Source organism: Leptospira sp. WS58.C1, assembly GCF_040833995.1.
Taxonomy (GTDB): Bacteria; Spirochaetota; Leptospiria; order Leptospirales; family Leptospiraceae; genus Leptospira_B; species Leptospira_B cinconiae.
This window is the reverse complement of sequence record NZ_CP162137.1, coordinates 2,983,242-2,996,742: the sequence shown is the minus strand read 5'-3', so window position 1 is coordinate 2,996,742 and position 13,501 is coordinate 2,983,242. Positions and strand designations below refer to the sequence as shown.

Sequence of the window (13,501 nt, the reverse complement as noted above, 5' to 3'; positions counted from 1 at the left end):
AAGGGACTCGGGGAAACCTTGGGTCCCTTTTGCCCGAAATGGTAATGACCAGGAAATAAGGAAAGAGAACAAAGTAATATGCTGACTTCGATCGCAAATATCTTCAAAATTCCGGAGTTGAGAAACAAGGTTTTCTTTACTCTCGGCATGCTTTTACTCTTTCGTCTTGGAACTCATATTACTATTCCCGGTATCGATCCTAAAGTAGTTTCCGCAATCGCTTTGGATGCAAATGCAGCCGAAGGACTTGTTGGAATGTTCGATATGTTCGCGGGAGGAGCTCTGCTGAATTTCTCCATTTTCGCATTGGGGATCATGCCTTATATTTCTTCCTCCATCATTATGCAGTTAGTGATGGTCCTTGTTCCTTCTTTACAAAAACTCCAAAAAGAAGGAGAAGAAGGTCGTAAGAAGATCGGACAATACACCAAATACGGAACTATTCTGCTTTGCGGAGTTCAATCTTTGGCAGTGATCCGTTTAGCACAACGCTGGTCTTATGGTGCGGATAATGCACCCGCTCTTCACCCGGGTTTAATCCATTCTTCCGTCGAATCTTGGTTCTTCTTTATCGCATTATTATCCATCACCACCGGAACCGTTCTATTGATCTGGCTCGGTGAACAAATTACGGAGCGAGGGATCGGCAACGGAATTTCTCTTTTGATCTTTGCCGGTATCGTGGGACGTCTTCCCGTTTCCGTGGCGCAGTTATTCCGTGAGAACTTCGTAGACGGATTGAATATTATCATCCTTCTTCTTCTATTCATTGTACTCATCGCGTTAACCGTTCTTCTGACTCAAGGTGTACGTAAGGTTCCTTTACAGTACGGTAAACAAATGGTGGGAAGAAAGATGGTCCAGGCTAAATCTCAGAGCATTCCTTTTAAAGTGAATGGCGCGAGTGTTATGCCGATCATATTCGCTTCTTCTTTATTACTTTTTCCGCAAACAATCATTCAGCAGATCTCCGAGCTTCCTAATTGGGCGGGCTGGGTTTTATTATTGGATTATCTGAATCCATTCTCGCAGACTTGGTATCACGCTGCGTTTTATTTCTTTGTGTATATTGCGCTCATCGTCTTCTTTGCATATTTCTACACTGCAATCCAATTCAATCCGGGAGAACTTGCGGAGAATCTTCGTAAGTATAACGGATTTATTCCTGGGATTCGTCCAGGTTCTCATACTAAAGAATACATTGAGAAGGTCCTAAATAGGATCACTCTTCCTGGCGCTGTTTTCTTAGCAGGACTTGCATTAGCTCCTTATATCATTATTCGTTTCTTAAATTTAGGGACCAACTCCGGTGGTGGATCCTTGGTATACACTTTCGGCGGAACCTCACTACTGATCATGGTAGGGGTGGCATTGGAAACTCTGAAACAATTAGAGTCCCAATTGCTGATGAGAAACTACGACGGTTTCTTGAAAAAAACTAAGATCAAGGGAAGGTCTTAAGAAAATGAATTCTATCATTTTCATGGGCCCACCGGGTGCAGGTAAAGGCACCCAGGCGAAGATCCTTTGTGATACTTTGGGAATTCCTCAGATCTCTACAGGAGATATTCTGAGAGCTGCCGTTAAAAACGGGACCCAAATGGGATTGGAAGCTAAGAAATACATGGATGCCGGAGATTTAGTCCCGGATTCAGTGGTTATCGGTATTATCAAAGATCGTCTCGTAGAGCCCGATTGTAAAAACGGATTCTTACTGGATGGATTTCCAAGAACCGTCGAACAAGCGGAAGCTTTGGATAAGATCCTAAACTCGGAAGGTTTAAAGATCAAGAGAGCGATCAATTTGGAAGTTCCGGATGAGGAACTTCTACAACGTTTATTAAAACGTGCTGAAATCGAAGGTCGTTCCGACGACAACGAGACAACGATCAAGAGTCGATTGGAAACTTATAACAAAAAGACTCTTCCGTTATTGGACTACTATGCTGCAAAAGGAAATCTCTCCCGTGTAAACGGAGTGGGAAACTTGGATACAGTCACAAAACTCATCGAGAAGGAGTTAGCTTAACTTGGCGAAAGAAGATGCAATCACCGTGGACGGTACCGTTTTGGAACCTCTCCCAAACGCAATGTTCCGCGTTGAGCTGGAAAATGGTCATAAGGTTTTGGCTCATATTTCCGGTAAAATGAGAATGCATTATATCAGGATCCTTCCAGGCGACAAAGTCACCGTGGAACTTTCTCCTTACGATTTGACCAAGGGTAGGATTACCTACCGCAAAAAATAGGAACACGTTATGAAAGTAAGAACTTCCGTAAAAAAAATCTGCACTAGCTGCAAAGTTATCAGAAGAAAAGGTGTGATCCGAGTGATCTGCACCAACCCGAAACACAAGCAAAGGCAAGCATAATCATGGCTCGTATCGCAGGTATTGATCTTCCAAGAGAAAAAAGAATCGTTGTTGGTCTAACGTATATTTACGGAATCGGCCGATCCACTTCTCGCAAACTTCTCGCGAAAGCGGGAGTAGATGAGGCTATCAGAGTGAAGGATCTTTCCGACGCTCAAGAAGCCGCTCTAAGAAAGGCAATCGAAGAAAGTATCAAGGTAGAAGGGGATCTTCGCTCCGAAAACCAACTCAATATCAAAAGGTTGATGGATATCGGATGTTACAGAGGCCTGCGTCATAGAAGAGGTCTTCCGGTTCGTGGTCAAAGAACCAGAACGAACGCCCGTACTCGTAAGGGTGTCAAAAAGACCGTTGCCAATAAGAAGAAGGTGACTAAGTAATCATGGCTGAAGATAAAAAAGGCAAAAAAGAGAAAAAGGTTAAGAAGAAGGAGAAGAAGGTCGTTCCTCGCGGAAAGGTCTATATCACCGCTTCTTTTAACAATACCATCATCACCATCACCGACTTGGCAGGAAATACCCTGGCTTGGTCTACTGCCGGTGCTATGGGTTTCCGTGGATCCAAAAAATCCACTCCGTATGCGGCTCAGATCGCAGCGGGGAATGCTGCCGAGAAGGCGATCGACTCTACCGGTTTAGCCGAAGTAGATGTTCTGGTTTCCGGTCCAGGTATCGGACGCGAATCCGCAATCCGATCCTTGGTTGCTAGAGGACTTTCCATTAAAATGATCAAGGACGTTACACCTTTACCGCATAACGGCTGTCGTCCCCGTAAGAGAAGAAGGGTTTAAGGTAGGAATAATATGGCAAGATATAGAGGACCTGTCGTTAAACTAATGAGGAGAGAGGGAGTGAACCTCTACCTCAAATCCAGTTTTACTTTCAATAGAGATAAGTTCCATAAAAAGGGACCTCCTGGTATGCAACCAAAAAGGAAACCGAAAGTTTCCGAGTACGGTTCTCAGCTTCGTGAAAAGCAGAAGTTGAAAAGAGCTTACGGACTTTTAGAAAAGCAATTCCGTAGCCTTTACGAAGAGGCATCTCATGCTCACGGCGTAACCGGTGAAATTCTTCTCCAACTTTTGGAAAGAAGATTGGATAACGTTGTATATCGTTTAGGTTTCGCAGTGACTAGACGTCAGGCGAGAAACTTTATCGCTCACAACCATATTCTGGTGAACGGCGAGAAAGTTGATATTCCGTCTTTCCGTTTGAAAGTAGGCGATAAGATCGAGATCAAACCTAAATTCAGAACTTCCGGTTTTATTACCCAAAATATCCAACTGGCTCAGTCTCTGAATAATATTCCTTCTTGGGTGTCTTCCGATTTCATTCAGTTCTCGGGAGAAATTCTGTCTTTACCGGAACGTCATCATGTCGACATTCCAGTGAAAGAACAGGTGATCGTGGAGTTGTACTCCAAGTAATTTATTGGGAAGGGTTTCCAAGTGTCTCTAAAAAGTTTACTCAAAGGATTTAAACGTCCCAAAAAGATCGAATTTACTACGGAAGCGAACACTCCGAACTACGGAAAATTCGTAGCGGAACCTTTCGAGCGCGGTTTTGCGACCACGATCGGAAATTCTCTTCGTAGAACTCTCATGTCTTCTATCGAAGGAGCGGCAATTTCCGCTCTTCGTATCGAAGGGGTGAACCATGAGTTCTCTTATATCGAAGGAGTCGCTGAAGACGTTACTCGTATCATCCTAAACCTCAAACAAGTTCGTATCAAGTACGAGCCTGAGGACAAGGATCAAAGCAAAGTTATCCATTTGGAATTGAAAGGTGCTGGATATTTCAGAGCCGGAGACCTGGCTGTGGATTCCTCCATCGAGATCATGAACCCGGATCTTCATATCGCGACTTTAAACGAAGACGCGAACCTTGTATTGGATCTCGAAATCCAAAGAGGAAGAGGATACGTTCCGGCAGAAGATAAAAAGAAGGATATTGAAGTTCTCGGAACGATCCCAATCGATTCTATCTTCTCTCCTGTTCAAAAAGTAATTTTCGAAATTTCCGAGACCCGTGTGGCTCAGAGATCCGATTACGAAAAACTGACTCTGGAAGTTTGGACCGACGGATCCATTTCTCCTGAGGATGCAGTTGCGCAAGCGGCTAAAATCCTAAAAGAACACCTTACGGTATTCATCAACTTCGAAGAAGAATTAGAGGAAGAAGAAGACGAGTTAGACGAAGCGGACGAGAAGTTGAAAGCTTCCCTTTCCAAACATGTGGAAGAACTCGAACTTTCCGTACGTTCCCTGAACGTTCTTCGTAGTCTGGAAATCGACTTCGTTGGAGATCTGGTGAAAAGATCCGAAGAAGAGATGTCCAAATCCAAACATTATAGCGAGCAAGGTCTCGCGGAACTGAAGTCTAAACTCGCAGGTTTGGGACTTTCGTTCGGAATGAGAGATTTCTAATATGAACAAAAGAAATAAAGTAAAACATCTCAACCGCGAAAAAGGTCATAGAGATGCGCTGATCAATAACATGATCACTAGTCTTTTCAAATACGAGAGAATCGAATCCACTCAAGCAAAATTGAAAGTGGTTCGTTCTCACGCGGAAAAGATCATCACTAGAGCGAAAAGAAACCTTGCGACTGATATCGCTCCGGCGGTTGCACTTCACAATAAACGTGAAGTCCTGAAAAGAGTGAAAGATCGTAATATCGTTACGAAACTTTTTGAAGATATCGCGGTTCGTTATGCAAGCACTAACGGTGGATACACCAGGATCCTAAAAAAGATCAACAGAGCTTCCGACAATTCTGAAGTAGGGATTTTGGAACTCACTAATAGAAAGGATCGTTCCTCCCTCATCAAAGAGATCAAAGATAAGAGAGAGGCTATTTCCGAGGCTAAAAAAGAGAAAGCGGCAGCTCCTGCTCCGGCTAAAAAGGAAAAAGCTCCTAAGAAGGTAGCTGCTCCTAAAGCTAAACCGGTTAAAAAACCAGCAGCTCCAAAAAAAGCGGTTAAGAAAGCCGCTCCTAAGAAGAAAAAATAATATATATTAATCCCCGAAGAGATGGGAGATATGTAGGCCCCGGTGTTGGAAACGACATCGGGGTTTTTTCTTTTTTGAGGGGTGGAGTATTTAGGATCTTTAGAGACTTAAATGTTTAAGTAAGAAGGATATCGTTTCAGAACCCTTTCGATTTCAGAAACTCGTCTAGTTTGCCCACGAGTGCGCTTTCCCCATCTAACTCTTTCGCTTTTTCCAGAACGGATCTTGCGTCTTCGAATTTATTCAGAAGTCTATAATTGTCCGAAAGATTGATCAGGTTTGCTAATCGATGAGGTTGAGTTTGTCGGACCTTCTCCGCTGCGTCCGCTGCACGTTGGAATTCCTTCATATGTTTATAACATAAGGATAATAAGAACCAGATATTATGAGAATCAGGATCTAAGTTCAAATAACGTTCGAGCCATTTAGAAGCTTTTGAAAATTCCTTTTTGTCGTAATAGATCTGTCCGATCAATCTTGCGGATTCTTTAAAATTTGGAGCTAAGTTCCAAGATAATTCTAGGAGTTCGAGAGCGATCGGTACTTCTTTTTTCGCCAAATGTTGTTTCGCTTGGTTGTACTTTGCTACGGCGTCGTTATACTTAGGATGTTCCGGATCTATCAGTTCCTTATAGCCGATACGAATGAGAGAAAGGTCGTCCGCAATCGCTCCCACTCCGTGTAATTTTCCTGCGATCGTGTCCAGATCTCCTTTGGAATCTTCAACGATACGGACAAATAGGTTTTCGTCCTCGTTCATCTTCCAGTTGACACCGTCTGAACTGATATTGATATCATCCCTTCCGTCAGATCCTAGAAATAGAACATCTCCAGGTTGTAGATTAGATTCATGAATTTTAATATTTCCTCCGAACGGAGATCCTAATTTCCATGCGGAAAGTTCCGGAGCGATGAAAGAGGATCTATCATCTCTGAATAATACCGGCCAAGGATGTTCTGCGTTCAGTATTAACAGCCTTCCCGTTTTGTCATGGATCAATCCGAAAATTGCGGAAGCCATCATAGTTCCGTCGAATGTCCTAAATATTTCGTCCAGCTCTCTATGAGTTTGTAGCATCCAAGCTTCAGGATTGATATCTATGGTCTTTCCATGGCTTGCGGAACGGGTAAGAATATTATTCACAGCAGTCCCAAGTACGATCGCTCCTCCCGCACCTTGGAGAGATTTCCCCATTGCATCTCCATTTAAGAAGAAGGTCCATTTTTCTTTTTCAGCTCCGAACAGAAGATTGCCGCTGATACAAATATCTCCTCCCAGCTCGGATTCCCTATTCTTAAAAGTGAACTTTTTCTTTTGTTCTATATAGAAGATAGTGCTGACATCTTGAGAGGTATTCCAATTTGTCATGAGAGGTTTACTCAAGAGAGAGGTGAGATAATAATCTCCGTCTTGTTGGACTTTTAGAGCCTGGATCTCCTCCATTCTTCTTGTGACTTCCGTTGTTCTTTCATCCACCTTTTGTTCTAAAGTGTTCGCATATTCCTCTTCTACCGCGCCGATCCTACGAAAGATCAGGATCACACTTCTGGTGATATAGGATACCACCGCTAAAAATACTAACTTTAAGGACTGTTCCGAAATGGAAGCATAACCTGGAGAAATAACTTTGAGTTCATCCTCGGTGAATTCTACTCCTCTGAAGATCGTATTTAAGATCACGAGTCCTTGTCCGACTACGCTGAAGATCCCTGAGAGTTTTGCGACTGTTGGTGATAATAATAGTACTGAATATACTATGAAGATCATGTTGATCGCATATAGAATGATCTGACGGATCACTCCGGATGCCATATTCCTATCAGTCCAGGAAGCTACGAACATGACTATGGATAAGATGGTGATATCGGCGAGCACACAAACCTTACCGACCATAGAAGGTATCTTACCGAACTTTTTATAACAATAATGGTTATAGACAGCATATCCGAGCATGGACCCAATCCCGATCAGATACACGATATTTTGGACCATGGAGCTTTGGGTCCAAGCGGCAGCGAGGGAAAGCAGGAAAAGTCCAGCTAGTCCAAATCGGATCCGATTGATTGTAAGTGGACCGGAGGCTATAATCCTCTCCGTAATGAGTTCCTTTTTTTCTTCCATCCCTAATCGGCCTCTTTTTGGAAATCGCCTCTTGTATTTGGATTAGTGAATATATTTTAGAAGGTATCATCTACAAATTTTTTACAGAATGTAGAATACTTGTAAAAATATAATCCTGCTTCCAAATACGTAAGACGAAAAAAATAAGAGAAAAGTAAGTGGCTCCTTTAAAAACAAACTCGCAATTTAAAACTTTCTTTTACTGTTCGGCAGGATAACCGCCGTAAGTCATTTTGCCCGTAAAGTAGATAGGACTTTTCTTTTCGTTTTGGAGTCGAATATTCAGGCCTGCTTGCAGAGTTTGCAATGTCTGGATATTGAACGTAGAGCCTAATCCATCTACCAAAAGTGCATAATGTATGGTCTCGTTAGGATCTTCTTCCGGATCGAGATCATCCCAAACTAATGCTAGATTTCCGGATCCGTTTTCTCTACTTCTATCTTCCGTTAAGATCGCTTCGTTCGATTCTTGTACTAGGGCTCCCGGGATCTGCTTGTTGTAGATTCGTTTTTCCGTTATTAGAACGACGTCGTTTTTATTAAAATGCGGAGGCAGATAAATTTCCGTAGGAGCATCGGAATTCCTTCCTTTCCAAACGACTAAGATGAACCTTTTATCTCCGAAATATTTTGTTCCGTTTTGGACGGTTTTGATCGCGGCCCAGGCGAACACATTATTCCATGTATCGTAGCCGATGGCATTATAATGAGAGCTTATCGCTCTACCTTGGAGTTTTCTTACATAAGCTCTTTGGACCACATGGTAATCCATATTGAAAGTTGTTCCATAATTTCCGACCACGGAGAAGTCTTCGTTATTCCAAGCGTCTTTAGTGGTGATCAATTTAGAACTGTTTCCGTTCATATACTCATGATGTTTATCGTAATAATAATCCCAATGCCATTGGGTTCCTGATACGATCGGATTGTAGAAGTCCGCGAATCTAGTTTTAGTATTTTGGGCTTTGTCGGAAATTTCCATCGCTTGGTAGACTGCATTGATCATTCTAGGAGTGTCTTTTGCACCTACACCTTTTAACCACATTCCGAATTCACTTAAGAAAGATGGAATATTCAAGAATCTAGCTTCTTTTCGGATCTCATCCAGGTATTTGAAATACGTGGCATTGTCTATCCCGGTCAGATCCGTTCCCATTCTTCCTGCATCGTAAAAGTGAGAGTTAAATGCGAATCCTTCTCCTGGAAGGGTTGTTAAATGTCCACCTCCGGTTGCCGGAGCTACTATGCCTACGTTGGTGTTCCAAAATACCAAAGGTTCTGCGAATACCAGTTTATTCTGCCATCCATTTTGGGTAAGTGTTTCCCTTACCTTTCTATAAAAAGGCCAGAGTTTTTGATTATCCCATTGAGCTGGACTTAAACCCTCCATTCCTCCGTCGACAGGCTCATTAAACGGATCTAATCCGACTATATAATCGAATTCTTCGGGACTCAATTTCTCTTTAATATAGGCCGCCGTCTTTCCTATTTGCCAGAGATACTCGGTTTGAACATATCTTGTACCGGAAGAAGTTGAAATGGATGCATTATTCCAGAAGTTACGGAAACCTCTACGGACTGCCTCGTTTGTAAGATTATTCTGGCTCCAGTTAGCGCATATAATGCCGCAATATTCGGAAGGATAAGAACTTCCGGAAATAATCCAGGAAGGTGCTCCGTTTCCGGTATGCCATGAATTTTTATTAAAAAGGTGTCTTGAGTAAAGATCTTGGTGGTAATCCAAAAGAATATACATCCTTTTAGAGATCGCTTTTCTCATTTGAGATATGATTGAGTCCAAATATGGATAATTGATCGTATTTACGGAAGGATGTGTTCCTTCCCACGCGATTGTGAAACGGATCATATTGGCCCCGGTTGTCTTGCCTAATCGGTTAAAAGCAGTTTCCGCATCCGAATCGTTAGCAAACGGTTTAAATCCGTGTTGAGCAAGTTTTACATTTCCTGAAATATTAAATCCTCGGAAGGATACTTCTCTTCCGAAACCGTCTAGGAAAATTTTATCAACGGTTCCATTATAAGTTTTATCACCAACTAAGATCTTCCGCTCTAATTCGTTGTTTATATAGTCCAGATTATGGTTAGCGGAAACGTTCGTATTTGATTCCAAAACGGAATATTCGGATCCGGAATTCGGATTAGGTTGATTCCCAAGTAATCCGAGTAACTCCGGAGAGATGTTTTTTTCCGGAGTGCAGGCAAAAGTGCTGATAGCACCGAGGCAAATTATGTATTTTCGTATTCTCTTCATGAGCAAACAAGATAGTAATGCCTTCCAGATCTCCAAGTCATATTTGATAATATGGAAATTTATAGACTTTGCATATTTTTTCTCTTACTAAATAACTATGTTTAAATTAAGTTTTTTGAAATTGTTTTATAATTAAGGAAATCTGCGGATACTTATATTTCACTTAATAAGAATAAAAAGAAAATACGAGTGAAAATTCGTTAGATTAGTCAACCTTCGTGTATCAGAATGACGATTTTAAGACCGACATTCGGATTGTTTGATCTGAATGGTCATGCGCCAAGTGTAGAAAAAAATATACACTTAGAAAAAGTCTCTCCGAATGATTAATCGACTGAGATCGTATGCGAAAATTTCCTCTTTGAGGCGGTTACAAATTCAAGATAGTCGATAGATCCCGTGTTGCATGTTGTGAATACTAAACGAAAAATAACGGAAAGAAGATTTTGTAAAGAATCCTTTCGGTTAGGTATTCTTTAGGTATTATCTAAATTTTTAATCGGCCACTATGCAATGAAGAATACAATTTTGGAAGAGGTAAACAAGCGGTTAAAGACTCTATTAAGACGAACGGATTTTTAAAGAACGAGTTTGCAGAAGAATTGGATCTGCTTGAAAAGAATAATTTTTGGTTTCGTTTGTTGGAATTCCAACAAACTTAGAATGGCAAATTTTAGTTGCGGAAGATCGAGTTTTATGATAGGGGAGATGCGGAGTGTAAATTTCTCCACCGCTACGCTCCGGCCCCCACCCAAATAGGGCGGGGCCGCCCGCAAGCTAAACCAAACCTACTGTAGATTGCTCTTAGCGCGAGTCCACAAAAGAGCTTTCTATCCTCGGTTTTTCTCCGCTTGTTTTGAGTATTTTCTTTGATATACGAATCGGATTGCTTCCGCTTCCAACCAAGGAACAGGTTTTCCACCCCCTAGGATACGAGATTCTACGAAAGCTTTACTTGCTTTTTCCAGAACCATACATACAGCATGCACATCATCCAAACTTTTATGGGCGCATAGAGCTCCGGCGTTTTGGAGATACACTGCGTTCCTTCTTCCTATAGCGGAGATGATCTTTTTTAGCCCTTTTTCATCGTTTGCGTTAGGCACAACTTTTGCGTTTGGTCCTACAATTTGAGCCATATCGTCCAAGAAAGGGCGAACGGTCTCTCCTGCCATGGAACATGTCATCACGTTTTCCTGAGTGGAATGAACGATAACGTTGAATTCAGGTCTTGCTAAATAGAGAGAAAGATGTTGTGGAGCTTCGTCCGGGATATCTTTCGGAAAGATCTGATTTTCTTCCAAAGGAATTTCCAGAAGCGCATTCTTCGCTTTTTTGCCGATCGTATTTAGATCCGATTTTTTTGGAGTGATCCAGATACTTTTTCCGATCTTAACACTGGCGCATCCGTTCTTCGCTAAAATTCCTTCCTTCACTAATTGAGGCAGAAATTTTTGAAGATCCATCGGGCTATCAGGCGCTTTCATGCTGTTTTTACCAATCCGTAGTTTTTGAGATACCAAGAACGAATGGAATCCCTGTCTCCTTTTTTGTAACCGGAAACTTTTAAGAATTCTTTCTCTATAAATAGCTGGCAGACTCGTTCTAATTCGAGTGCGACTTGGAATGCATCTTCCATGTCTTTTCCAACACAAAGGGTTCCGTGGTTTGCTAATAGTACCGCTTTACTTCCGGATTTATCCAATGCATGGATTGCCATCTTGATCAATTTTTTGGTTCCAGGAAGAGAATAGTCGGTACAAAGCACCGGACCTCCGATGATCTTTTTCATCTGCGGATTTAACACAGGGACATCCTTTCTAGCGGCTGCAACCACCGCTGCCTGTAGCTGGTGAGTGTGGATAACTGCACCAATGTTCGAACGGAGTTTGTAAGCTGCGGAGTGGAGTCCTTTTTCATAGGAAGGTTTGATCTTTCCGATATGAGTTAGGTCGTCGATGTTTACCTGTACGATCTCCTCAGGAGTTAGATCTTCATAAGTCCTGCCGGTTGGAGTGATCGCAAAATAATTTTCATCGATACGTTGGCTGATATTTCCCCAAGTCCTTGCGATCAGACCCGACTTAAGAAGTCGGATCCCGGTATCTCGAACGATTTTTTTGGCCTTATCTATTTCCATGTTCTTCTCCTATTCAGCGGACCTACGGGTTATACACCTTCGACTTTTTGGAAAACTCTTTCGAATCTTTTTAAAGCGTCGTCGATGACTGCGTCCGTGTCGGCTGCGCTCGTATACAATCGGCTTCCTGCTAAAGTAACGATACCTTCCGCCATGTAAGCCGCTCCCATTTCTTCCATCGCTTTTTTGCGAGTGTGAGCTTCTTTGATCGTGGATTTGATCTTCCAGAATTTTTTGATATCGATCTCTAAAAGCATGGTTCCGACGGTTTCCAAGTGGCAGATAGAACCTTGATTGAATGCTACGAAAGGTAGATTATACTTCTTAATTAGTTTTTGTAAACCTGCAGTGATCCTATCTCCCGCTCTTCCTGCTTTTTCACAGGCCTTTTGTTTTTCGATCTCTAAAAGAGTATAATAACCTGCAGCAGAGCTGAGAGGGTTCGCTGCCATAGTTCCGCCGATCAAAGCTTTTTTGACACCGGTTTGGAGTCCTGCAGAAAGATACTTCATGTATTCCTTCTTCCCACCTAATCCTCCTGCGGAAGGATAACCACCGGCTACCACTTTACCGAATACGGTTAGATCGGGAGTAACTCCGTAGTAACCTTGCGCCCCGCTTAGACCGATACGGAATGCGGTAACAACTTCATCAAAAATTAGTAATGCTCCATATTTGTCGCAAAGTTCCCTGACTCCTTTATTGAAGTCCATATCTATCGGGCGAGTTCCACTTTCCGGTCCGATCGGCTCCAGGATAACTGCAGCAGTACCACCTCTCCAGCGGTTTCTTTTTAAGGTTCTTTCCAATGCGTTTAGGTCGTTCGGATAGAATTCTTGGGTATATTTGAAAACATGTTTCGGAATTCCGTGCGATTCAAAATGTCTGGTACCCGGAAGACGGAGTCCGTAAGCAAGCTGATCACTCCAACCGTGATACGCGCCTCCCATCTTCACGATATTTTTCTTTTTAGTGGCAAGCCTAGCGACACGGATAGATGCCATACAAGCCTCCGTTCCGGATCCTAACATACGGAACATCTGCACAGAAGGCATGTGCTCAACGATCTTCTCCGCAAGTCTTAACTCGTATTCATGGAATAAGCCGGTCACAGGTCCTGTGGTTTCTAGAAGTTGTACCACTTTTTTGCGAATATTCGTTGGATTACTTCCTAACACGGTAGGACCGCCGGCTTGTAGGAAGTCTATGTATTTGTTCCCGTCCAAGTCGTATAAATGTGCTCCGGAAGCTTTAGTAAAAACAAGAGGGAAGGGGTAGTTGAAAGCAAGATTATGCTGCACGCCGCCGGGGATATACTCCGAGGCTTCCGCGATCATGGTCTTGGACTTTGAGCATTTTTTTTCGAAATATTCCTGAAGGTATTTCTCCATTTCATTCTTCTTAATGGAGCGAATTGGCTGGCGAATCAGGTCATGAAGTTGTTTATAAACCCCTTTTACGTCTGGGTATTGAGAAATTGCGAAGCCGGTAGACATATCCTTTTTCCTTTTTTTGCGGAATATAGGTTGACAGTGAGTGAATACTCACTCACTGTCAACTAGAAAATACAGAAAAGAAGCTTTC

The 13,501-nt window shown here is 42.4% G+C and carries 14 protein-coding genes; 9 read left to right on the top strand and 5 right to left on the bottom strand.

Translation table 11 applies throughout. The features are described from left to right. The first annotated feature begins 78 nt into the window (after nt 1-78). Genes secY through rplQ form a run of 9 tightly spaced genes read left to right on the top strand, consistent with a single transcriptional unit; the run spans nt 79 to nt 5,383 of the window. Entirely contained in the window at nt 79-1,461 is a 1,383-nt protein-coding gene (gene secY, locus AB3N61_RS13700; protein WP_020770525.1) for a preprotein translocase subunit SecY, read from the top strand. Between the two features lie 22 nt (nt 1,462-1,483). Further along, nucleotides 1,484-2,029, top strand: coding sequence for an adenylate kinase (locus tag AB3N61_RS13695; protein WP_036090132.1), 546 nt, complete (start codon nt 1,484-1,486; stop codon nt 2,027-2,029). Between the two features lies 1 nt (nt 2,030). After that, nucleotides 2,031-2,249 carry a translation initiation factor IF-1 gene (infA, locus tag AB3N61_RS13690; protein ID WP_008595303.1) on the top strand — a complete coding sequence of 73 codons (219 nt, stop codon included), beginning with the start codon at nt 2,031-2,033 and terminating at the stop codon, nt 2,247-2,249. A 9-nt stretch (nt 2,250-2,258) separates the two neighbouring features. Beyond that, on the top strand, nt 2,259-2,372 hold the full coding sequence (gene rpmJ, locus AB3N61_RS13685; RefSeq protein ID WP_008594142.1) for a 50S ribosomal protein L36: 114 nt from the start codon (nt 2,259-2,261) through the stop codon (nt 2,370-2,372). A 2-nt stretch (nt 2,373-2,374) separates the two neighbouring features. Continuing rightward, nucleotides 2,375-2,752: a 30S ribosomal protein S13 gene (rpsM, locus tag AB3N61_RS13680; protein ID WP_008595550.1), complete on the top strand. Its 378-nt coding sequence runs from the start codon at nt 2,375-2,377 to the stop codon at nt 2,750-2,752. Between the two features lie 2 nt (nt 2,753-2,754). Continuing rightward, nucleotides 2,755-3,162: a 30S ribosomal protein S11 gene (gene rpsK, locus AB3N61_RS13675; RefSeq protein WP_016547062.1), complete on the top strand. Its 408-nt coding sequence runs from the start codon at nt 2,755-2,757 to the stop codon at nt 3,160-3,162. 12 nt (nt 3,163-3,174) lie between these two features. After that, nucleotides 3,175-3,798 (top strand): 30S ribosomal protein S4, encoded by a 624-nt coding sequence (gene rpsD / locus AB3N61_RS13670; RefSeq protein WP_020770429.1) that lies wholly within the window; start codon nt 3,175-3,177, stop codon nt 3,796-3,798. Nucleotides 3,799-3,819: 21 nt separating this feature from the next. After that, a complete protein-coding gene (locus AB3N61_RS13665; RefSeq protein ID WP_008593478.1) occupies nt 3,820-4,797 on the top strand; it encodes a DNA-directed RNA polymerase subunit alpha in 978 nt (325 codons plus the stop codon). A 1-nt stretch (nt 4,798) separates the two neighbouring features. Beyond that, on the top strand, nt 4,799-5,383 hold the full coding sequence (rplQ, locus tag AB3N61_RS13660) for a 50S ribosomal protein L17 (RefSeq protein WP_020770402.1): 585 nt from the start codon (nt 4,799-4,801) through the stop codon (nt 5,381-5,383). Nucleotides 5,384-5,519: 136 nt separating this feature from the next. Here rplQ and AB3N61_RS13655 read toward each other — a convergent pair whose 3' ends face one another. From AB3N61_RS13655 to AB3N61_RS13635, 5 genes are all read right to left on the bottom strand, one after another. Then, nucleotides 5,520-7,505 (bottom strand): SpoIIE family protein phosphatase, encoded by a 1,986-nt coding sequence (locus AB3N61_RS13655; protein ID WP_367897849.1) that lies wholly within the window; start codon nt 7,503-7,505, stop codon nt 5,520-5,522. 199 nt (nt 7,506-7,704) lie between these two features. Further along, nucleotides 7,705-9,777, bottom strand: coding sequence for a glycosyl hydrolase family 5 (locus AB3N61_RS13650; RefSeq protein WP_367897848.1), 2,073 nt, complete (start codon nt 9,775-9,777; stop codon nt 7,705-7,707). An 830-nt stretch (nt 9,778-10,607) separates the two neighbouring features. After that, on the bottom strand, nt 10,608-11,264 hold the full coding sequence (locus tag AB3N61_RS13645; protein WP_020770354.1) for a class II aldolase/adducin family protein: 657 nt from the start codon (nt 11,262-11,264) through the stop codon (nt 10,608-10,610). Then, nucleotides 11,261-11,917 (bottom strand): class II aldolase/adducin family protein, encoded by a 657-nt coding sequence (locus tag AB3N61_RS13640; RefSeq protein WP_008594098.1) that lies wholly within the window; start codon nt 11,915-11,917, stop codon nt 11,261-11,263. The genes AB3N61_RS13645 and AB3N61_RS13640 overlap by 4 nt, the downstream gene beginning before the upstream one ends. Before the next feature lie 29 nt (nt 11,918-11,946). Continuing rightward, nucleotides 11,947-13,413, bottom strand: coding sequence for an aspartate aminotransferase family protein (locus AB3N61_RS13635; protein WP_020770501.1), 1,467 nt, complete (start codon nt 13,411-13,413; stop codon nt 11,947-11,949). Nucleotides 13,414-13,501: the final 88 nt, after the last annotated feature.